Raw genomic sequence first — 21,832 nt, 5'->3', positions numbered from 1 at the left:
CGGTTTTATGTAAACGCTATCATACATAATAATAACAAGGAGGTTTTGTCATGAAACTAGAAAAGAAACAGCGCTTCTCCATCCGTAAATACGCGGTTGGGGCAGCTTCTGTACTGATAGGATTTGCTTTTAGCGCACAAGTCGTATCTGCCGACGGGATTACTCCAGCTCCAACAGCTGAAGAAACTGTTCAAACTATTCAGGAGAGTCCACAAGCAGTCAAAGAAGCTGTAGGCTCCAAGGTTCCAGAAAAACTGGAAGAAAAGGCTGACAAACCTGTAAAAGAGGAGGTCAAGGAAGACCAGGAGGCTCCTCGAACAGTTGCTCCAAAAACAGAAGAGTCAAGCACACCAGTTGTGACAGAAAATGCTGCTCCAACTCCTACTGCCGAGAAAGAAAGCCCTGCCCCAGCTGAAACTCCTGCTGAAAGTACTCCTTCAGAAAAGAAAAATGAAGCCGTCACACCTGCAGTGGCCACTCCTAGCACTGAACGTGTATCTCAAGTAAATGAAAAACTGGCAAAAAGAAAAATGATCTCAATCGACGCTGGACGCAAGTACTTCTCTCCAGAGCAACTCAAAGAAATCATCGACAAAGCCAAACACTACGGTTATACTGATCTTCATTTACTAGTTGGAAATGATGGCATGCGTTTTATGTTGGACGACATGACGATCAAAGCCAATGGCAAAACCTATGCAAGTGACGATGTCAAACGTGCACTCGAAAACGGAACCGATGCCTACTACAAGGATCCAAACGGCAACCATTTGACAGAAAGTCAGATGACAGACTTGATCAACTACGCTAAAAACAAAGGCATTGGTCTCATCCCAACTGTAAACAGCCCTGGTCATATGGATGCGATTTTGCATGCCATGAAAGAGCTAGGCATCCAAAAACCGAACTTCAACTACTTTGGCAAGGAATCTGCTCGTACCGTTGACCTTGATAACAAGGAGGCAGTTGCCTTTACCAAGGCTCTGATTGACAAGTATGCTGCTTACTTCGCTGGCAAATCTGACATCTTCAATATTGGACTGGACGAGTATGCTAACGATGCTACAGATGCCAAAGGATGGAGCGTTCTCCAGGCTGATAAATACTATCCAAATGAAGGGTACCCTGTAGGAGGATATGAGAAATTTATCGCCTATGCTAATGACCTTGCTAGTATCGTCAAATCTCACGGTCTCAAACCAATGGCCTTTAACGATGGTATCTACTACAATAGCGATACTAGCTTTGGAACCTTTGACAAAGACATCATCGTTTCTATGTGGACTGGTGGATGGGGCGGATACGACGTCGCTTCTTCTAAACTTCTAGTTGAAAAAGGACACCAAATCCTTAATACCAACGATGCTTGGTACTATGTTTTCGGACGAAATGCCGATGGTCAAGGCTGGTACAACCTCGACCAAGGACTCAATGGTATCAAGAACACTCCAATCACTTCTGTACCAAAATCTGATGGCGCAGATATCCCGTTCATCGGGGGTATGGTAGCTGCTTGGGCGGACACCCCATCTGCACGCTATTCACCATCACGCCTCTTCAAACTCATGCGTAGCTTCGCAAATGCCAATGCTGAATACTTCGCGGCTGATTATGAGTCTGCTGAGCAAGCTCTGAAAGAAGTCCCAACAGACCTTAAACGCTATACTGCAGAAAGTGTCGCAGCTGTAAAAGAAGCTGAAAAAGCCATTCGCTCACTCGATAGCAACCTCAGTCGCGCCCAACAAGACACTATTGATCAAGCAATCGCGAAACTCCAAGAAGCTGTAAACAATTTGACCTTCACACCAGAAGCTCAAAAAGAAGAAGACGCGAAACGCGAAGTTGAGAAACTTGCCAAGAACAAGGTAATTTCCATCGATGCTGGACGTAAGTATTTCACGCTCGACCAACTCAAACGCATCGTAGACAAGGCGAGCGAACTCGGCTACTCTGATGTCCATCTCCTTCTTGGAAATGACGGACTTCGCTTCCTCCTTGATGACATGACCATCACAGCTAACGGCAAAACTTATGCAAGTGACGATGTCAAGAAGGCCATTATCGAAGGAACAAAAGCTTACTACGATGATCCAAACGGAACCACTCTTAGTCAAGCTGAAATCACTGAATTGATCGAGTACGCAAAATCAAAAGGCCTCGGACTCATCCCAGCAATCAACAGCCCAGGTCACATGGATGCCATGCTGGTTGCTATGGAAAAACTTGGAATCAAGAATCCTCAAGCCAACTTTGACAAGGTATCCAAAACAACCATGGACCTTGAAAACGAAGAGGCGATGAATTTTGTCAAAGCCCTCATCGGCAAGTACATGGACTTCTTTGCAGGCAAGACAAAGATCTTCAACTACGGTACAGACGAATATGCCAATGATGCCACCAACGCTCAAGGCTGGTACTACCTCAAATGGTATGGACTCTATGGCAAGTTTGCTGAGTACTCTAACACCCTTGCTGCTATGGCCAAAGAAAGAGGTCTTCAACCAATGGCCTTCAATGATGGTTTCTACTATGAAGACAAGGATGATGTTGAGTTTGACAAGGATGTCATCATCTCTTACTGGTCTAAAGGATGGTGGGGTTACAACCTTGCGACGCCTCAGTACCTAGCAAGCAAAGGCTATAAACTCCTCAACACCAACGGAGACTGGTACTACGTGCTAGGTAATCACAAACCAGATGAAGCCTACCCACTATCAAAAGCACTTGAAAACTCTGGTAAAGTGCCATTTAACCAGCTTGCATCTACCAAGTATCCTGAGGTAGACCTTCCAACAGTTGGAAGCATGCTTGCCATCTGGGCAGACAAACCAAGTGCTGAGTACAAGGAAGAAGAAATCTTTGAACTCATGACTGCCTTTGCAGACCATAACAAAGACTACTTCCGCGCTAACTACAACGCCCTCCGCGAGGAACTTGCTCAAATCCCTGCAAGCTTGGATGGATACAGTAAGGAAAGCTTGGATGCCCTAAATGCAGCTAAAGAAGCTCTCAACTACAACCTCAACCGTAACAAACAAGCTGAGTTAGACGCTCTCGTAGCCAAACTCAAAGCAGCCCGCCTAGGCCTCAAACCAGCAGCAACCTACTCAGGAAGCCTCGATGAAAACGAACTAGCTGCCAATGTTGAAACCAAACCTGAACTCATCACAAGAGCAGAAAAGATTCCATTTGAAGTTATCAAGAAGGAAAATCCAAATCTCCCAGCTGGTCAGGAAAAGATCATCACACCAGGTGTAGAGGGCGAACGCACTCATTACATCTCAGTCCTTACTGAAAATGGGAAACAAACAGAAACTGTTCTAGATAGCCAAGTAACCAAAGAACCTGTGACCCAAGTGGTTGAAATCGGCGCCCCTATTACTCACAAAGGGGATGAACACGGTCTTGCTCCAGCCGCAGAGACAAAACCTAGACTGGACATCCAAGAGGAAGAGATTCCGTTCACTACCGTGACACGTGAAAATCCACTCTTGCTCAAAGGGAAGACTCAAGTCCTTACCAAAGGTATTAACGGTCGTCGCAGTCATTACTACTCTGTAAGCACTACTGCTGATAGTAAAGAAGTGAAGACTCTTGTCGATAGCCTTGTAACGCAAGAAGCAGTGACACAAGTCATTGAAGTCGGAACCCTTGTTACCCATGTAGGGGATGAACACGGTCTTGCCCCAGCCGCAGAAGAAAAACCTAGACTGGACATCCAAGAAGAAGAGATTCCTTTCACTACCGTGACACGTGAAAATCCTCAATTACCAAAAGGACAAAGTCAAGTCGTCGTTACTGGTGTAAATGGTCGTCGTACGATTTTCTACTCTGTCAGCACTACTGCTGATGGCAAGGAAGAAAGAACCCTTGTCAATAGTGCGGTATCGCAGGAAGCGGTCGCTCAGGTGGTCGAAGTCGGAACTGCCGTTGAGAAAGCTGAGCAAGCTGAACCAACTGCTAGCAAAGCAGAAGAAAAACAACTTCCTGCAACAGGAAGTCAAGACTCTGCAGGCTTGGTCGCAGCAGGACTCCTGGCCACACTAGCAGCTTACGGCCTCACTAAGAGAAAAGAAGATTAACCCCCTTAGACAAGCATATAAAAAAGCGAGATTGAATCTCGCTTTTTATTGTTAGGATTAGTCACCGAGTCCGATACGTTCAAAGATATCGTCCACTCGTTTAGTGTAGTATGCAGGGTTGAAGATTTCGTCGATTTCATCTTGAGTCAGGCGAGAAGTCACCTCTGGATCTGCTTCAAGAAGCGGTTTGAAATCTACTTGGTTGTCCCAGGAGTAGGCTGTTTTTGGCTGCACCAAGTCATAGGCTTGCTCACGCGTCATTCCCTTCTCGATCAAGGTCAACATAGCACGTTGGCTAAAGATAAGACCAAAAGTAGAGTTCATGTTGCGGATCATGTTTTCTGGGAATACCGTCAAGTTCTTGACGATATTTCCAAAACGGTTGAGCATGTAGTCAATCAAAATAGTCGTATCTGGTGTGATGATACGCTCAGCTGATGAGTGGGAAATATCACGTTCGTGCCAGAGAGCGACATTTTCATAAGCTGTCACCATGTGACCACGGATGACACGCGCAAGACCTGTCATGTTCTCAGAACCGATTGGGTTGCGTTTGTGAGGCATTGCAGATGAACCTTTTTGCCCTTTGGCAAAGAACTCTTCCACTTCGCGTTGTTCTGATTTTTGAAGACCACGAATCTCCGTTGCCATACGCTCGATAGAAGTCGCGATGCTGGCAAGAACTGCAAAGTACTCAGCATGAAGGTCACGAGGAAGAACCTGTGTAGAGATTTCCTGAGCACGGATACCCAATTTGTCGCAGACGTATTTCTCTACAAATGGTGGAATGTTGGCAAAGTTCCCAACCGCACCAGAAATCTTACCAGCTTCCACACCAGCAGCTGCATGCTCGAAACGCTCGATATTGCGTTTCATTTCGCTGTACCAAGTCGCCAATTTAAGACCAAAAGTTGTTGGCTCAGCGTGCACACCGTGGGTACGCCCCATCATGATGGTGAACTTGTGTTCCTTAGCCTTATCAGCGATGATGTTGGTGAAGTTTTCAAGGTCACGACGAATGATGTCGTTAGCCTGTTTGTAAAGGTAACCGTAGGCCGTGTCCACAACGTCAGTAGAAGTCAAGCCATAGTGAACCCACTTACGCTCTTCACCAAGAGTCTCAGAAACCGCACGCGTGAAAGCCACCACATCGTGACGTGTCTCCTGCTCAATCTCCAAAATACGGTCGATGTCAAAGTCCGCCTTCTCGCGAATCAAAGCCACATCTTCCTTAGGGATTTCCCCCAACTCAGCCCATGCCTCATCAGCCAAGATTTCCACCTCAAGCCAAGCACGGTATTTATTTTCTTCACTCCAAATGTTCGCCATCTCAGGGCGAGAGTAACGGTTGATCATATTGTTAATTTTTCCTTTCTTCTTAACCTTTGGGAAATAAGCTATCTAAGTAACCCAGACTCCTCTTTCCCAATAAACACAATAAGCAACATGATAAAATATAGAGATTAGTGTTAAGTGCCAAATCACAAATCGCCAAATAGTTTTCTGGGTGCTGAGCTACTAGCTCTTCATACTTGTCTTTCACCTTTTCGTGATCCCCACTAGCATACAAGACCTAGACGACTGCTCCACAGTCTTATCTTGTTCAATAAAACCATTGCACAACCAGAATACTCTAGACAGAAGCCCCCTTCATATTGGCTTCCAGAATAGGCATCTCAACACCCAACTCCTGACCTGTCAGATAGACACTTTGACAACAGTAAAAGATATCTTGTTTATCATTATGCAAGGTCATGATTTTTCGGGTCAGCTCATTTTTCGCAAACATAGCTTTCATGGCCTTCCCTGCAATCCAAGCGGGAATTTTATAAGGCAAGAGTTCTGCTTTGTAAAGTTTCAAATTCACACCACGCGCTTCTACGACTTTCAAAGCCTCTCGAATGGCCTTGATGGCTAATGATAATTCCGAAGAACTGTTCATCAAGTTCAAAGCCAATTTTTCTGGATTTTCTAGATTTCCCGAGCGTGCAGCTGTCGAGGTGACACCCGCATTAATCGCCATGTGAATCCAAATCCACTCGACCATATCATGGGGAACCTCCCACTTCAAATCTGCTGAAGTCAGCAAATCCGTCAAGTCAGCATAATTGGGGATGTGTGCTTTTTTCTCCCCTTCTAACATTAAATGGTCGAACAAGACGCCATCTAAATGATCCTTATTCATATGACCACCAGCTGTAGGAAATGCGAGAATATAGTCATACTCCCCTGGCCATTTCTCTACTTCCTCTCGCGTATTCCAGAAATTACAGAAGAAAACGAGAGTTCCTTTAATCCGATTTTCTCGCAAGGTTTCCACGGCTTCTTTTACAAAACCATGACGCACACTGATAAAAATAAAATCATATTCCGCATGATCTTCCGCCACATGAACCACATAGGTATCCCGTTTATTTTCACCTTTGGAAACATAACGGCCATCTAGCAAATCAACTGGCAAAACGTTTGGTGCTGTACTTTTCTTACTTTCTCTCAGCACGTGCTCTACCTGATGACCTGCTTTTTGAAAAGCATAGGCATAAATGGTCCCGATAACCCCAAGACCTAAAATTGCTATTCTCACCTAAAAATCAATCCCTTTCCCAAACTCTTCAACTTCATCCGACACATCACTAAACAAGGTCACATGTCCCATCTTGCGGTTGTGCTTCGCTTCTATTTTACCATACATGTGGAGGTGGGCGCTTGGATTTTCTGTGACATATTTTTCAGCGGCCTCGACGTGCTGACCGAGGACATTAAGCATGACAGCTGGGGCATGCAGTTTGATGGCTGGTAATTGTTCTCCGAGAACACCTAAGATATGGGTGTCAAATTGCGAGAAGTCGCAGGCTTCAATAGAGTAGTGTCCTGAGTTGTGTGGACGTGGCGCAATTTCATTGACAATGATGTCATCAGCCGTCGCAAACATTTCCACGCAAAGGGTTCCAGACAGGTTGAGCTGCTCAGCAATTCGCACGGCCATAGCTTTGGCTTTGGCTGCTAAACTTTCTGAAATGCGAGCAGGCACAATAGTTTTTGAAAGGATGTTGTTTCGGTGAATATTTTCCTGAACTGGGAAAACCGTAACATCCTTGCCATTCCCTGATACAATGACAGAAATTTCAAGGTCAAAGTTGACAAATTCTTCCAAAACGCAGTCTGCTGAGTCAGCTAGCGCATAGGCTCCCTCCAAGTCTGCTTCCGAACGAATAACCTTTTGTCCATGCCCATCGTAACCGCCTGTCGCCGTCTTGAGGACATAGTTTTTAGAAAGGTCGATATCTGCCAAATCTTGGCTTGAGGTCACAACCTTGTAAGGTGCAACGGTGACTTTGGCCTTGTTTGAGAGGAAGTCCTTCTCAAAGATGCGATTTTGAGAAATGCGGAGCAGACCTGTCCCTTGAGGGAGTTGTCCTTCCTTGATAACCGCATCCAGACCGTCAGCATCGACATTTTCAAACTCATAGGTGAGGACATCACATCGCTCAGCCAGCTGACGGAGAGCGTTCACATCGTTATAGGGAGCCACGATGATTTCCGCCACACGAGAGGCTGGACAATCCGCCACAGGATCCAGCGCGATGACCTTGTGCCCCATGTAGATAGCAGAAATGGCCATCATCTGACCAAGCTGACCGCCACCGATAATTCCGATTGTTTTAGATGAGCTCATTGGTAGACTCCTCTGCGATTTTTCCTTGCTCTTCTGCGAAATCTGCCAAAGCTGTCGCGATAGCCTGATCCTCTACTGACAGGAGACGGAGGGCAAAGAGGGCAGCGTTTGTCGCTCCTGCTTCACCGATAGCCATGGTTGCAACAGGTACGCCTCCCGGCATCTGCACGATAGAGTAGAGTGAGTCCACGCCACTAAGGGCACGCGATTTGACAGGCACACCAATGACAGGAAGGGTTGTTTTGGCAGCTACCATCCCTGGCAAATGGGCTGCGCCACCCGCACCTGCAATGATGACCTTGATGCCACGGCTACGTGCTTCTTCCGCATGTCTGAACATGAGGTCTGGTGTACGGTGGGCAGAGACAACCTTCTTTTCGTAGACTATACCGAAGCGGTCGAGGACTTCAGCGGCTTTTTGCATGGTTGCCCAGTCGGATTTAGAGCCCATGATGATGGAAATAATTGGTTTCATATTTTCTCCTCTGAATAAACTAATTCTTTTGCTCAATATTTTTTACAGTAGCTGATTCAACACTATAATGTTGAACAGTCTGATTAACCAGATTTTCAACGCTCTTAGGTTTTATCAATAAACGAAGTATAATTGTCACAAGAGGTATAATGCTCGGCAAATCCTTCCATATAGGTGTCAACACTTCTTCACTATCACATCTTAAAAGCCAGTACTTTATTGTCTGCAATATTTTTCTTCTACTTTTCGTCTTCTCAGCTGTTCCAATAATCAAAGCCATCAGACTATGCGTCTCAACGCCTGCTTGACCAAGAATGACCTCAGATTTAGCGTAGCTATGACTGGCTAGTTCTATCATGATTTTTGGAAAATTAACTCCTGCTTTATAAGCGTTAGCAGGCTCTACCATTCTAGGGTTACACTCTATATAGTAAAATTGATCTCCCCTACGTATAAAATCTAGGGTTAGGCAACCATGCCATTGTATGTATTGTCCTAATTTTTCAACATGCTCTCTCGTTATTTTAGATTCTATGCTTAATCTTGCCGCAGCCGAACCACCCGCGCCAGAACCTACTTTTACGCTAGAATGCACTGCGAGTAATTCTCCATGATCAAACACTGCTTGAACCTGACCATAGTCTCCAACTATGTCTTGCTGAACCATCCATTCCTCATCACTCGCTGTTAATTTGCTCGTCACTTCAGCCAAATCTTTCTTACTTGAAATCTTATAAACCGAGCGACCGGCAGTACCATAATCTGCTTTCAGCCAATAAGGATAGTCTAACAGTATAGAGTCTGCATCTTTCACGTACTCCCACTTAGGTGTGGGAAGTCCTAATAAATCCGCAGTTTCAGCAAAAGCAATCTTTCCAGCCAACATTTTAAACTGCTCTTTATCAGCAAGGGCGATTGGTAGCGATTGAGGCAAAAATTGTTTCCCATTTGCCAATAACCAGCCTTCTTCATGTGTTGGCAAAATGGCCTTGTAATTGGTTTTATGAAGCAACTGACTAACCTGTCTCAGATAATCTACAGGAAAACGATTCACATCAACTATCGGAACTCTATGGGTTAGACGACTGAAGTATGCAATGGAAAATCTTCTAGGAGATAACACATCAATTTTATAGCTTTCTTTCAACAAAACTGTCAAAGTTTCTCGTGAGGTCAAGCTTGAACCTTCTAAAAATAGCAATCTATTTTTCATTTTTCAAACACCTGAAGTCTATTTTTAAGTCTCACGGCTAAAAGTTTCATAGATTTGATTTACAAAGCCTTACCACCAATATCATGCCTATAAAAAAGACCTGTTGTGTCTTGTTTTTTTAGTTGGTCGTAGATTTTTTCCTGCGCAGCTGAGACAGTATCAGCTGTGGTGACGAGCATGTAGACACGTCCGCCGTTGGATAGCAGTTCTCTGCTATTTTCCGCAAACTTAGCCCCTGCATAGTAGGTAATGATGTCACCCTCGGTCTTGGCTGGCAACTTGACACCTTTTTCATAGTCTAGTGGGTAGCCATTGGATGCGACAACCACACCCAGAGTCACACCCTTGTCCGTCCACGTGATGTTCGGCTCCTTGCCATCTAGGATATCTGTAATATTTTGTGCAAAGTCAGATGTTAAACGAGGCAAGATGATTTGCGTTTCAGGATCTCCAAAACGAGCATTGAACTCGATAACTTTAGGGCCGTCAGCTGTTAAAATAAGCCCTGCGTAAAGAATACCAAGATAAGGACGACCTTCTTTAATCATCCCTTCAAGGACCGGCCTAACAATGGTCTCCACTGCTGTGTCAACCACGCTCCGTGGCAAGTGAGGAACTGGCGCATAGGCACCCATACCGCCCGTGTTAGGGCCCTTGTCGCCGTCATAGGCACGTTTATGATCCTGAGCCGTCGGCATGATGTAGAACTTGTCCCCATTGACAAAGGCAAAGAATGAAAATTCCTCCCCTTCAAGGAATTCCTCGATGACCACACGCGCGCCTGAGTCACCAAATTTATTGTCCAAAAGCATCTCATGGGCTGCTTCGATTGCTTGCTCAACCGTCTCCGCAACGACGACACCTTTCCCGAGCGCCAATCCATCCGCCTTAACAACGATTGGAGCGCCTTTCTCTTCGATATAAGCCTTAGCTGCCTCGAAATCCGAAAATGTGCCATAGGCTGCTGTCGGAACGTCGTATTTGACCATGATTTCCTTAGCAAAATCCTTGGACCACTCCAGCTCCGCTGCAGCTCTAGTCGGACCAAAAGCCTTGAGGCCTGCTGCATTGAAATCATCCACTATTCCAGCGGCAAGAGCATCATCCGGCCCAATGAAGGTCCAAGCGATATCGTTGACCTTTGCAAATTCAATTAACTTAGAATGTTCGGAAATAGAGATATTTACTAACCCCAGCCCATCCAGAACCATCCCGTCATTTCCAGGAGCTACAAAGACCTTTTCAACGTCTTTTGATTCAAGCAACTTCTTAGCAATCGCATGTTCACGACCACCCGAACCGACAACTAACAGCTTCATCTCTCAACCTCTTTTGCGAATTATTTACTAACATTATATCACAAACGTTCGTTTTAATCTTGTTTCACTTAGCATTTTAAGCCAAAAAAGGAAAGAAACTGTTTTCTTCCCTTTTATATTTTTAATGTCTAAAATGTCTTACGCCTGTGAAGACCATAGTCAAGCCGTATTTATCCGCTGCTTCGATGGATTCTTGGCTACTCATTAACCAGTTATATCAGAAAGGTTAAAAAGTAACTCTCATTTAATCATTTTTCATTTCGCATATTTTTCTAGATGTGTTTGGATTTTTGGCATAATGAGATGCATTATTTTAAGATTCGTAAAAGCTATTATCATGGCTAATAAAAGATAGACAAAGACTGATAACAAAGGAACGTCAGAAGACCAATAGTGGGAAATAATCATTAGAACCATTGGCAATTCTAGAGTTACTGTGACGACTCCAGGAACATAACCCCTAAATCGCATGCACATGATATAATGGATTATGAAATGAGATGTATAAGCTATTACAAAAGATAAATAGAGTAAAGTGTTGTGAGTTATTTGGCAGAATCCAGAAATAAACACCAGGATGATAAATTCCTCCAACACACCTACTGCAAAAGCGGAGCCTTGCGTAACGGAACCAAAGAACGGTTTCTTAAAAGTTTCTAATTTTTGATGATGCCGTGTTTTCCACAAGGGCATAAAAATCATTTCTTCAAAATCGTGTAAAATAAATAAAATAGGTAGCATCCAAACATTAAAAAGAATGCTCATATCTTTACCTCCTTAATAACAACTAACAATTGTACAATGTTAAGAATAAATGATAATCATATATCACGCGCAACACTTTTAGTATAAAGATAAACTGTTACAAAAACAAGAGGTTAAGAGAAATTGGCACAGTTTGACCAAAAGTGTGACAGGAAAGGAAAAATATCATGGAATATCAAATGCGGCAATGGCTGGAAGAAGCCTTGTTCGATTTATTAGCAACTAAGAAGTCTCTCCAAAATATCAGCATTGCTGAACTCAGCGAGCATGCTCAAATTGCTAGACGAACGTTTTATCGTTATTACCATTCAAAAGAGGAAGTTCTTACGAACTATTTAGACCGCTTAATTCAAGACTATATTATCGAACTTCAAACAGCAAAACTGACTAATTTTGAAGATTTAGTGAACCTTTTCTTTCAGTATTGGAGCCAGTACACTGAGCCATTAAAAATCTTGCAAGACGCAAACCTGCTAGTGCTTATCTTGCAAAGGTCTTATGATAAGCTTCCTGCTGCTTATACTACTGTCATGGCACCTTGGCATATCACAAACAGTAATCAAAGGCAAATCACCTATGATAGTAGATTCATTATTGGAGGTCTCTACAATATTTTTGATGAATGGTTAAAAGGAGATTATAAAGCCATGCCTGTTAACAAGCTAGTCACAACAACCTTAAACACCATAAAACGTATGAAAAATAGTTAAGTGAGAAACTGAGTTTTTCGAGATTAGTCATGAACAGCTCTGACAAATCATTTTAATAATTTCTAACACTAAAATGCTTATTGTTTTAGACATACAAAAAGAGAAGACAACTTACGTCTTCTCTCGTTGTTAGCGATAAATCATTTATCACAGTTGATAATGAGCTAATTTTTAAATACCCATCAATGTCTAAAATGTCTTACTCCTGTGAAGACCATGGTCAAGCCATATTTATCCGCTGCTTCGATGGATTCTTGGTCACGAACTGAGCCACCTGGTTGGATGATGGCTTTAATGCCTGCTTTAGCAATTTCTTCCACGTTATCTGCAAATGGGAAGAAGGCATCAGAAGCAAGCACAGCGCCGTCAAGGCGGTCTTTAGCTTGGTCAATCGCAATACGAACAGAAGCCACACGGTTGGTTTGTCCTGGGCCAACACCGAGTGTCATGTGGTCATTGGTCACGATGATACCGTTTGATTTGACGTACTTAATTGCTTTCCAAGCGAACTCAAGAGCAGTCGCTTCTGTCTCGGTTGGCTGGCGTTTGGTCACCACTTGCCAGTCAGCTGGGCTTTCCTTGACCACGTCTTGATTTTGCACGAGAAGTCCACCTACTACACCTGTGTATTCTGCTTCCACTTCACTAGCCTCTTGAGCGTCAAATGGCAAGGCAAGGATACGCAAGTTTTTCTTTTTGTTGGTCAAAATGGCTAGCGCTTCATCCGTATAGCTCGGTGCGATGATGATCTCGAGGAATACACCGTGCATCTTCTCAGCAGTCGCAGCATCCACCTCGCGGTTAAGGACGACAATTCCACCAAAGATAGACACTGGGTCAGACTCATAAGCATAATCCCAAGCTGTTTCGATGTCATCAGCTTGACCAATTCCACATGGGTTCATGTGTTTGAGAGCCACAACGGTTGGACGGTCTTTGAAATCACGAATGATACGAATCGCCGCATCAGCGTCACGAATATTGTTGAATGACAATTCCTTACCGTTAAGCTGTTTAGCGGATGCAATCGAATAGTCTGTCGGCAAAGCTTTTTGGTAGAAGTCCGCATCCTGCTGAGGATTTTCCCCATAACGCATTGGTTGCTTGAGGTCATAGGTCAAAGTGAGCTTTTCAGGTTTGCTTTCGCCCACTTGAGCTGTGAAGTATTCTGCAATCAAGGCGTCATAAGCCGCTGTGTGACGAAAAACCTTGGCTGCCAAACGTTGGCGAGTTTCGTAACTTGTTTCACCATTTGCTGCCAATTCATCAAGCACCACAGCATAGTCAGCAGGGTCTACTACAACCGTTACGCTAGCGTGGTTTTTCGCTGCTGAACGAAGCATGGATGGCCCACCGATATCAATATTTTCAACTGCGTCAGCGTACGTCACATCTGGTTTGAGAATCGTTTCCTTGAATGGGTAAAGGTTTACCACCACAAGGTCAATCAATTCGATATTATTGTCCTTAGCCGCTTGAAGATGGCTATCCAAATCACGACGAGCAAGGAGACCACCATGGATATTCGGGTGCAGGGTCTTGACACGACCGTCCATCATTTCTGGGAACCCAGTCACATCATCAATCGCAATGGTCTCCACCCCAGCATTGTCAAGGACAACTTTGGTCCCACCTGTTGAGATAATATCCCAACCAATTTTTTTGAGTTCTTGGGCAAATTCAACAATGCCCGCTTTGTCTGAGACGCTGATTAAGGCGCGTTTAGTCATGTTTTTTCCTTTCATTTACTTATACAACAATTCTCTAATAACCTCTGGATACAACTTGTACTCTGCTTCATGAATGCGAGCTTCAAAGCTTTCGATGGTATCATCAGCTAGTCGTGGTACGCGTACTTGTTTAATAACCTTTCCTGTATCCACACCCGAGTCCACCCAGTGAATGGTCACGCCACTCTCAGTAACACCAGCATTCCAAGCATCCTCAATCCCCTGAGCTCCTGGAAATTCTGGAAGGTAGGCTGGATGAATGTTGATAATTCGACCCTCATAAGTTGCTAATAAAGTTGGCCCAACGATTTTCATATAGCCGGCGAGGCAAACCAAGTCAATCTGGTGTTCTTCCAAGAGCTCGACAAGAGCAACTTCGTAGTCCGCCTTGTTCTCAAACTCCTTGAGTTCAAAAGCATAGGACAGGACGCCGAGCTTTTCTGCCCGCTCCAGCACATAGGCGTCACGATGGTCTGAAAAAACAAACTCTACCGGAAATTCTTCGGCAATCACCTGAAAGTTTGAGCCGTTACCAGAGGCAAAAACCGCTATTTTTTTCATTTGATGATGACACTTTCGTTTTCTTTCTTGACGATGCGACCAATTTCATAGACTGGTTCATCCAACAATTCCTTGACGCGACCTACATTTTCAGGGCTAACTGCCAGCATGAGTCCCACACCCATATTGAAGATTTCAAACATTTCTTCATGCTTGATTTCACCGTATTTTTCAAGAGCTTTGAAAATAGGAAGGACTGGAACCTTGTCTTCTTCAATTTCCGCAGCTAGGTCAGCCGCAAACATACGAGGAACATTCTCGATAAAGCCGCCACCTGTGATGTGGGCAATGCCGTTGACTAACTCTTCCTTGATGAGTGGTAAGACAGCTTTGACATAGATACGAGTCGGCTCAAGAAGGACTTCCTTGAGTTGCTTGCCTTCCAATTCTGGCAAAACTTCCTCACCTGTATAGTCGGCAAAGACACGACGCACGAGTGAGTAACCATTTGAGTGAATCCCGCTCGAAGCAAGTCCGAGAAGGACATCACCTTCTGCTACTTTTGAACCGTCTATGATTTGAGATTTTTCAGCCACACCGACTGCAAAACCAGCCAGATCGTAGTCATCTTCGCCATACATACCAGGCATTTCAGCCGTTTCCCCGCCAATGAGGGCGGCGCCTGCCTGCACACAACCTTCTGCCACACCAGCAACCACTTGTTCTAGTTTAGCTGGTTCATTCTTGCCAGTCGCGACGTAGTCAAGGAAGTAAAGAGGCTCCGCACCTGCAGCGATGATGTCATTAACACACATGGCCACACAGTCCTGACCGATGGTATCATGCTTATCGTATTTGATAGCCAGCATGAGCTTGGTCCCGACACCGTCAGTCCCTGAGATCAAGACCGGCTCTTTGACACCTGTTTTTGAAAGATCAAACATGCCACCAAAGCCACCTAGAGCTCCCATGACACCTGCACGCTCCGTACGAGCCACGTGCTTTTTGATCCGCTCAACAACTTCATAACCCGCTTCAACATCCACACCCGATTGAGCGTATGCATTCTTATTTGTCATTTTTTAATCCTTTTCTTTTTTTGAGAAAGACTGCGACGTATTTTTAGATAAACAATCATTTTATCTAAAAATACTAGTCAGGTCTCTAGCTTTGGTCCCATAGGAGAAAGCGTCTACTGACAAATGCTTTAGCTTTTAGTCAGTAGCGAGACGTGGAGCATAAGCATTTTTATTTGTCATCTTTGTCTCCTCTTCCTTTCCTTTAATGGGGAGTCTTTATCCGTCTATTTGTAAAAACTGGTCTTTTCTTCCAAACTTCTTTGATAGTCTTCCTCATAGTCGTAGAGAGGAGTTGGGTAGTCGCCGTCAAAATAAGCGACACAGAGACCACCATTTGGCGCATCTGTTTCAATCCCGATAGAATCAATCAAGCCTTCAATAGAAAGATAGGTCAGGCTATCCGCACCAATGATTTGGCAGGTTTCTTCTACCGTATGATTGGCCGCAATCAGCTCCTGACGCGTCTGGATATCAATCCCGTAAAAACATGGATAAGCTAGCGCTGGACTGCCAATAGCAACGTGAACCTCAGACGCACCTGCTTCTTTCAAAAGCTGAACGATACGGCGAGAGGTTGTCCCACGAACAATGGAATCATCCACCATAACCACACGTTTGCCTTTAACGACACCCGAAACAGCAGATAGTTTCATCCGCACCCCTTGCTCCCGCAATTCTTGAGTCGGTTGAATAAAGGTGCGTTGGGTATATTGGTTTTTGATGAGACCCATTTCATTTGGCAGACCTGATTCTTCTGCAAATCCCATGGCTGCGCTGAGCGAGGAATTTGGCACACCAACCACGATATCCGCTTCGTGCTTGAACTCACGCGCTAATTGGGCCCCCATACGTTTGCGAGCTGTATGGACATTGACACCGTGGATATTAGAATCAGGACGAGCAAAGTAGATATACTCCATAGAACAAATCGCCAGCTGGGTATCATTCGTATAGCTATCGTACTGGATGCCATTGTCATCCACGATTACAATCTCTCCTGGTTTTACATCGCGAATCCACTCGGCACCAATGACTTCAAAAGCACAGGTTTCTGACGAAACCACCACCGCTCCGTTGGCCATTTTCCCAATAGAAAGTGGACGGAAACCATTAGGGTCAAGGGCCGCAACCAACTTGTCCTCAAATAGCAGGATATAAGCAAAGCCACCTTTGACGAGACTAAGTGCTTCCTTGATTTTACCCATCAAGTTCGGATTGTGACTCCGACGAATGAGGTGAGCCAAGATTTCCGAGTCCGAAGTTGAACTGAAAATAGCGCCACTTTGTTCCAATTCTTTCTTGAGCGATTCGGCATTGGTCAGATTTCCGTTATGAGCAAGTCCAAACTGCATATCATGAAAGCGAAAAAGGAAGGGCTGGATGTTATCCACAGAAGCTTCGCCAGCAGTCGCGTAACGAACATGCCCAATCGCGCTCGTACCAGTCAATTTATCCAAATTAGCTGGATTTTTGAAGACTTCTGATAAAAGCCCCATATCACGATGACGCTTCAATTGTCCCTGATCATTGGAGAGGATTCCTGCCCCCTCCTGACCACGGTGCTGAAGACTGTGGAGACCAAAATAGGTCAATTTAGCAGCATCTGGATGTCCCCAAATACCAAAAACGCCACATTCTTCATTAAGAGATTTTACTTCGTATGTCATTTTTTATACCTAATTTTTATTTGTGTATCACCAAGAGCTAAATCTACATGACTTTTACATTACTGATACTATCTATTAGAAAATCTGTAAGTCTTATTTTCCAGTAAAGTATTTAACCGCCGACGCAAACAGATGCTGGTCTTTATCTCCTGGGATGTTTTGGAAAAGACCATCTTCATAACGTTCTGAGTGTCCCATTTTACCGATGATTTGACCGTTCTTGCTGGTAATTCCTTCGATGGCATTTACGGAACCATTCGGATTGTACTTAGAATCCATACTTGGTTTGCCGTCAAAGTCAACGTATTGGCTAAAGATTTGGCCATTGTCGCGGAGCTCCGCAAATTCCTCGGCCGTCACAACAAACTTCCCTTCACCGTGCGATACTGGGATGGCATGGATATCACCCACTCGCACTCCAGCCAACCATGGCGAGTTGGTATTGGCAATCCGAGTTTCCACCATCTTAGCCACGTGTTGGTTGGCATCATTGTAGAAAAGGGTTGGGCTAGTGCTACTTGCATCTTCAAAGTTACCATATGGAAGAAGACCTGATTTGACCAAGGCCTGGAATCCATTACAGATACCGATAACCAAGCCACCACGAGCGATAAAGCCATCAATGGCTGCACGCACTTTTTCATTGAGCAAGATATTGACAATAAACTTAGCTGATCCATCCGGCTCATCCGCAGCTGAGAATCCACCTGCAAAGAAGAGAATGTTTGCCTTGCCGATATTGTCAACCATGGTTTCAACTGACTTGACAATTGCTTCTTCATTCAAGGTCACGAATGGCACCAAGTTGACTTCTGCACCTTCTTTTTCAAAAGCTTTTGCTGAATCATATTCTGAGTTTGTTCCTGGGAAGACTGGGATGTAAACTACTGGTTTTTCAATAGTTTCTTTAGCTTTGATGACTGTGTTAGAAGCGACAGCTGGAACTTCTTCCAGTTCTTTAGCTTGGGTAAATTCTGTTGGGTAAACTTCTTCCAGTTTCCCTTGAAAGGCACTGTCAAGTTTGTGTCCATCTAGCTTCACACCGTTGACAACGAGTGTAAAGTCTGTGCTTGTTTGACCGATTTTCTCTACTCCAGCGATTTCTTGAGGAGATGTGAAGATAAATCCACCCAATTGAGCTGTCAAAGCTGTTTCAAGTTCAAGCAAGTTTACCTCTGCACCAATATGGTTCCCAAAGCTAGCAAGAACCAAGCTTTCAAGAACACCACCATATTTAACAGCTGATGCAGATGTTACTTTGTTATCAGCTTGGATGGCTTCAAATTGAGCAAAATTAGACTTAATCAAGTCAAAATCAATCTCTGCGGAGAGGGCTTGACCTGGGATGTAGTAGATGTTTTCACCAGCAGTCTTGAACTCTGGAGAGAGGACCTTCCGGCTATCTGCTGTTGTCACCCCAAAGGCAACCAAGGTTGGTGGTACGGTTAATTCTTCAAAAGTACCAGACATAGAGTCCTTACCACCGATAGATGGCAAGCCAAGTTGGATTTGTGCTTCGATAGAACCTAGAAGAGCCGCTACCGGCTGACCAAAACGCTCTGCTTGTTTATCCATGCGCTCAAAATACTCTTGGTAAGAGAAGCGAGCCTTGGACCAGTTTGCACCAGCAGCAACCAAACGAGCAGTTGCTTCGATAACCGCATAAGCAGCGCCATGATATGGAGACCATTCTGCCACATATGGATTGAATCCTTGGGCCATGACAGACGCAGTGTGAGTTACACCGTGCTGAACTGGCAATTTCTGCACAGATCCCTCAGTTGGTGTGAGTTGGTAGCGACCACCAAGTGGGTGATTGACCGTTGAACGACCGACCGAACAGTCAAAGATAGTTTGTAAACCTTTTTGACTCGCATGGTTGAGGTCAGACAATACCGCAAGGGTATCAGCTTCAAGTGTGTTAGTGCTTGTTGTGCGTTCTTCTGGAAGCTTGACGTCCTTGTCCACCACCTTGGCATCGACGACCACGCGCACACCGTTTGTATCAAGGAAACGACGTTCCAAGTCCACAATGATTTCACCATTCCAGTGCATGACTAGATTTGGTTTTTCAGTCACTGTCGCAACCACAACAGCGTCAATATTTTCTTTATTACATTCTGCAACGAAGGAATCTACGTCTTCAGGACGCACCACAACTGCCATCCGTTCTTGTGATTCAGAGATAGCAATTTCTGTACCATTCAAGCCCTGGTATTTAAGAGGAACCTTGTTGAGGTCGATTTCAAGACCATCTGCCAATTCACCAATGGCTACACAGACACCACCAGCACCAAAGTCGTTGGATTTCTTGATGAGACGAGTGACATCGCCATTACGGAAGAGGCGCTGAATCTTGCGTTCTTCGATGGCATTCCCTTTTTGAACCTCAGCACCAGCAGTCTCTACAGACTCAACTGTTTGAACCTTAGAAGATCCCGTTGCACCACCGACACCATCACGTCCAGTCTTACCACCGAGCAAGATAATCACATCGCCTGCTTCCGGTTTTTCACGGACAACGTTGCCCTTGGGAGCCGCACCGACAACTGCACCTAGCTCCATGCGTTTGGCTACAAAACCTGGGTGGAAGTATTCACGAACGTAAGTCGTCGCCAGACCAATCTGGTTACCATATGAAGAATAACCGTGAGCCGCTGTCTTCGAAATGACTTGTTGTGGTAATTTACCAGCGCGAGTTTCCGAAATCGGAGCTGTAATATCACCAGCGCCTGAGATACGCATAGCTTGGTAAACGTATGAACGGCCTGACAACGGGTCACGAATGGCTCCACCGATACAAGTAGCCGCTCCACCAAATGGTTCAATTTCCGTTGGGTGGTTGTGGGTTTCGTTTTTGAACATGAGGAGCCAAGGTTCCTTGACACCATCAACCTCCACTTCGATTTCTACTGAGCAGGCGTTTATTTCATCAGACACTTCCATGTCGTCCAAACGACCATTAGCACGCTCATAACGACCAAAAATAGTCGCCATATCCATCAAGGTTTGTGGCTTTTCAGACCGACCTAGTTCCTCACGCATGGCAATATACTTGTCATAAGTCGCCTGCAATTGCTTTTGGAATTTAGAAGCTGAGAAATCAATGTGTTTCAACTCGGTCTCAAAAGTCGTGTGACGGCAGTGGTCAGACCAGTAAGTATCCAACACCTTGAGCTCAGTCTCAGTCGGCACGCGCCCGATTGACTTGAAGTAGTCTTGGATAAAGAGCAAATCATCCACTTCCATTGCCATCCCTTGCTCGGCCTTGTAGCGAGCAAAGTCTTCTGCCGTATAACTTTCAAAGAAAGTCAATTTAGGAATGGTCTTGTCCGACTCTGAAAATTCCTGCTTGGCAATCCCTGTCGTGATGTCCTTGAAACGAGAATCAACTGGGTTGAGTAAATAGTTCTTGACTGCTTCCAACTCAGTCGCATCAATATCTTTATTAACCAAGTAAAGTTGAGCTGTATTGACCGTCACGTCACTCGAACTTCCCAGCAAAAGCAAGGCTTCCTGTGAAGAAGCTGCACGCTGGTCAAACTGTCCTGGCAGGCTTTCAATGGCAAAGAAAGCATAGTTAGCAAGATCCGCTTGCACGGCTGATTCATCCAAGACATGGTCTGTTACCTGCTCAGAGAAGATGTGTTTTTCCGCAGGTGCAAACAAGTCCTCTACCAAATCAAAGACATCATAAACCTGCACAATGCGAATACTTTTCAAAGTTGACAGTCCCAAGTTATGCTGGAGCTCCCTTACCAAACTCTCTGATTTAACCTGAAAATCAGCCTTTTTCTCAACAAAAATACGTTTATCCATCAATTCTTATTCCTTTATTTCAGCTCTTGCAATGTTCCCAAACGACCTTGAGAGTCTTACAAACAGATTATTTCAATTCCTGCAACTTTTCCCAGACAACTTCGTAAACATCAGTTAGTTCTCCCAAGCCACGACGGAAAACATCCTTGTCCATGTGGTTGCCATCTGCATCCCACAAACGGCAGTTATCGGGTGAAAACTCGTCTGCCAAGATAATCTCACCATCCTTGTCAAAACCGAACTCTAGCTTAAAGTCAATCAATTTAAGGCCGATCTCAGTAAACCAAGCCTTCAAGAGCTCATTGATACGACGGGTTTCTTCCTTCAAGTAAGCAATCTGCTGGTCATCCGCAATTTTAAGGAATTTCACATGCTCGTCATTGATAAAGGGATCATCCAAATCATCATTTTTATAGTAAAATTCGACAATTGGAGTTTCCAAAGCGATACCTTCATCTACGCCAAAACGTTTTGAAAAGGAACCAGCCGTGTAGTTGCGGAGCACGACTTCCAAAGGAATAATCTCAACTTTTTTATTGAGCTGTTCCGTGTCCGAAATTTTCTCCACAAAGTGAGTCGCCACACCAGCCGCATTTAATTTCTCAAAAATAAAAGATGAAATCTGATTATTCAAGACTCCCTTGCCCGCAATCTGCTCCTTCTTGACACCGTTAAAAGCAGTCGCCTGGTCCTTGTAAGTTGAAATAATGAGATTTTCATCCTCAGTTGTATAGATATCCTTGGCTTTTCCCGAATAGATTAGTTGTTTTGACATTTTAAAGTTCGCCTTTCGTTT

15 protein-coding genes and 2 pseudogenes are annotated in these 21,832 nt (G+C 44.5%); 2 read left to right on the top strand and 15 right to left on the bottom strand.

The annotated features are described in order from the left end of the window. The first annotated feature begins 50 nt into the window (after window positions 1-50). Window positions 51-4,082 (top strand): LPXTG-anchored beta-N-acetylhexosaminidase StrH, encoded by a 4,032-nt coding sequence (gene strH, locus HMPREF1149_RS10705; protein WP_000764178.1) that lies wholly within the window; start codon window positions 51-53, stop codon window positions 4,080-4,082. A 57-nt stretch (window positions 4,083-4,139) separates the two neighbouring features. Here the strand turns inward: strH and purB are convergent, their stop codons facing one another. From purB to HMPREF1149_RS10665, 9 genes and pseudogenes are all read right to left on the bottom strand, one after another. After that, window positions 4,140-5,438, bottom strand: coding sequence for an adenylosuccinate lyase (gene purB, locus HMPREF1149_RS10700; RefSeq protein WP_000610723.1), 1,299 nt, complete (start codon window positions 5,436-5,438; stop codon window positions 4,140-4,142). Between the two features lie 41 nt (window positions 5,439-5,479). Beyond that, a pseudogene (locus HMPREF1149_RS11605) lies at window positions 5,480-5,705 on the bottom strand (phosphoribosylaminoimidazole carboxylase). Window positions 5,706-5,715: 10 nt separating this feature from the next. Next, entirely contained in the window at window positions 5,716-6,666 is a 951-nt protein-coding gene (locus HMPREF1149_RS10690; RefSeq protein WP_001216939.1) for a ketopantoate reductase family protein, read from the bottom strand. Next, a complete protein-coding gene (purK, locus tag HMPREF1149_RS10685; RefSeq protein WP_000099069.1) occupies window positions 6,667-7,758 on the bottom strand; it encodes a 5-(carboxyamino)imidazole ribonucleotide synthase in 1,092 nt (363 codons plus the stop codon). Continuing rightward, window positions 7,745-8,233 (bottom strand): 5-(carboxyamino)imidazole ribonucleotide mutase, encoded by a 489-nt coding sequence (purE, locus tag HMPREF1149_RS10680; protein ID WP_000802562.1) that lies wholly within the window; start codon window positions 8,231-8,233, stop codon window positions 7,745-7,747. Before purE ends, purK begins: the two co-directional genes overlap by 14 nt. A 19-nt stretch (window positions 8,234-8,252) precedes the next feature. Continuing rightward, window positions 8,253-9,446, bottom strand: coding sequence for an ATP-grasp domain-containing protein (locus tag HMPREF1149_RS10675; protein WP_000797337.1), 1,194 nt, complete (start codon window positions 9,444-9,446; stop codon window positions 8,253-8,255). 59 nt (window positions 9,447-9,505) lie between these two features. Then, on the bottom strand, window positions 9,506-10,765 hold the full coding sequence (gene purD, locus HMPREF1149_RS10670; protein WP_000772232.1) for a phosphoribosylamine--glycine ligase: 1,260 nt from the start codon (window positions 10,763-10,765) through the stop codon (window positions 9,506-9,508). Between the two features lie 121 nt (window positions 10,766-10,886). After that, window positions 10,887-10,961: pseudogene (locus HMPREF1149_RS11655) on the bottom strand (IMP cyclohydrolase); the annotation flags it as partial. A gap of 59 nt (window positions 10,962-11,020) precedes the next feature. Beyond that, entirely contained in the window at window positions 11,021-11,530 is a 510-nt protein-coding gene (locus tag HMPREF1149_RS10665; RefSeq protein ID WP_000025438.1) for an HXXEE domain-containing protein, read from the bottom strand. Window positions 11,531-11,697: 167 nt separating this feature from the next. Between HMPREF1149_RS10665 and HMPREF1149_RS10660 the strand changes: the two genes are divergently transcribed. Further along, window positions 11,698-12,240 (top strand): TetR/AcrR family transcriptional regulator, encoded by a 543-nt coding sequence (locus HMPREF1149_RS10660; RefSeq protein ID WP_000456530.1) that lies wholly within the window; start codon window positions 11,698-11,700, stop codon window positions 12,238-12,240. A gap of 182 nt (window positions 12,241-12,422) precedes the next feature. Here HMPREF1149_RS10660 and purH read toward each other — a convergent pair whose 3' ends face one another. The 6 genes from purH to purC all read right to left on the bottom strand — a co-directional run bounded on the left by purH (window position 12,423) and on the right by purC (window position 21,811). Next, window positions 12,423-13,970, bottom strand: coding sequence for a bifunctional phosphoribosylaminoimidazolecarboxamide formyltransferase/IMP cyclohydrolase (purH, locus tag HMPREF1149_RS10655; protein WP_000166532.1), 1,548 nt, complete (start codon window positions 13,968-13,970; stop codon window positions 12,423-12,425). A gap of 15 nt (window positions 13,971-13,985) precedes the next feature. Then, window positions 13,986-14,531, bottom strand: coding sequence for a phosphoribosylglycinamide formyltransferase (purN, locus tag HMPREF1149_RS10650; RefSeq protein ID WP_000717495.1), 546 nt, complete (start codon window positions 14,529-14,531; stop codon window positions 13,986-13,988). Then, the gene (gene purM, locus HMPREF1149_RS10645) at window positions 14,528-15,550 is read right to left on the bottom strand and encodes a phosphoribosylformylglycinamidine cyclo-ligase (protein WP_000182572.1); all 1,023 of its coding nucleotides are present in this window, start codon (window positions 15,548-15,550) and stop codon (window positions 14,528-14,530) included. Before purM ends, purN begins: the two co-directional genes overlap by 4 nt. A 224-nt stretch (window positions 15,551-15,774) precedes the next feature. Next, window positions 15,775-17,217, bottom strand: coding sequence for an amidophosphoribosyltransferase (gene purF / locus HMPREF1149_RS10640; protein WP_000220623.1), 1,443 nt, complete (start codon window positions 17,215-17,217; stop codon window positions 15,775-15,777). A 93-nt stretch (window positions 17,218-17,310) separates the two neighbouring features. Further along, window positions 17,311-21,036, bottom strand: a complete 3,726-nt coding sequence (locus HMPREF1149_RS10635) for a phosphoribosylformylglycinamidine synthase (protein WP_000361229.1) — start codon at window positions 21,034-21,036, stop codon at window positions 17,311-17,313. A 67-nt stretch (window positions 21,037-21,103) separates the two neighbouring features. After that, on the bottom strand, window positions 21,104-21,811 hold the full coding sequence (gene purC, locus HMPREF1149_RS10630) for a phosphoribosylaminoimidazolesuccinocarboxamide synthase (protein WP_000043277.1): 708 nt from the start codon (window positions 21,809-21,811) through the stop codon (window positions 21,104-21,106). Between the last annotated feature and the right edge of the window lie 21 nt (window positions 21,812-21,832).

The organism is Streptococcus sp. BS35b, from assembly GCF_000286475.1.
In the GTDB taxonomy this organism is placed as follows: Bacteria; Bacillota; Bacilli; order Lactobacillales; family Streptococcaceae; genus Streptococcus; species Streptococcus oralis_W.
The sequence above is the reverse complement of the archived record's forward strand: the minus strand, read 5'-3'. Positions and strand labels throughout refer to the sequence as shown.

What these genes read in the sequence shown, in the direction of transcription:
- purE (WP_000802562.1), bottom strand. Translation starts at nt 8,233, where the DNA reads ATGAAACCAATTATTTCCATCATCATGGGCTCTAAATCCGACTGGGCA.
- strH (WP_000764178.1), top strand. Translation starts at nt 51, where the DNA reads ATGAAACTAGAAAAGAAACAGCGCTTCTCCATCCGTAAATACGCGGTT.
- purF (WP_000220623.1), bottom strand. Translation starts at nt 17,217, where the DNA reads ATGACATACGAAGTAAAATCTCTTAATGAAGAATGTGGCGTTTTTGGT.
- purD (WP_000772232.1), bottom strand. Translation starts at nt 10,765, where the DNA reads ATGAAGCTGTTAGTTGTCGGTTCGGGTGGTCGTGAACATGCGATTGCT.
- HMPREF1149_RS10635 (WP_000361229.1), bottom strand. Translation starts at nt 21,036, where the DNA reads ATGGATAAACGTATTTTTGTTGAGAAAAAGGCTGATTTTCAGGTTAAA.
- purB (WP_000610723.1), bottom strand. Translation starts at nt 5,438, where the DNA reads ATGATCAACCGTTACTCTCGCCCTGAGATGGCGAACATTTGGAGTGAA.
- purN (WP_000717495.1), bottom strand. Translation starts at nt 14,531, where the DNA reads ATGAAAAAAATAGCGGTTTTTGCCTCTGGTAACGGCTCAAACTTTCAG.
- purM (WP_000182572.1), bottom strand. Translation starts at nt 15,550, where the DNA reads ATGACAAATAAGAATGCATACGCTCAATCGGGTGTGGATGTTGAAGCG.
- purH (WP_000166532.1), bottom strand. Translation starts at nt 13,970, where the DNA reads ATGACTAAACGCGCCTTAATCAGCGTCTCAGACAAAGCGGGCATTGTT.
- HMPREF1149_RS10660 (WP_000456530.1), top strand. Translation starts at nt 11,698, where the DNA reads ATGGAATATCAAATGCGGCAATGGCTGGAAGAAGCCTTGTTCGATTTA.
- HMPREF1149_RS10675 (WP_000797337.1), bottom strand. Translation starts at nt 9,446, where the DNA reads ATGAAAAATAGATTGCTATTTTTAGAAGGTTCAAGCTTGACCTCACGA.
- purC (WP_000043277.1), bottom strand. Translation starts at nt 21,811, where the DNA reads ATGTCAAAACAACTAATCTATTCGGGAAAAGCCAAGGATATCTATACA.
- purK (WP_000099069.1), bottom strand. Translation starts at nt 7,758, where the DNA reads ATGAGCTCATCTAAAACAATCGGAATTATCGGTGGCGGTCAGCTTGGT.
- HMPREF1149_RS10665 (WP_000025438.1), bottom strand. Translation starts at nt 11,530, where the DNA reads ATGAGCATTCTTTTTAATGTTTGGATGCTACCTATTTTATTTATTTTA.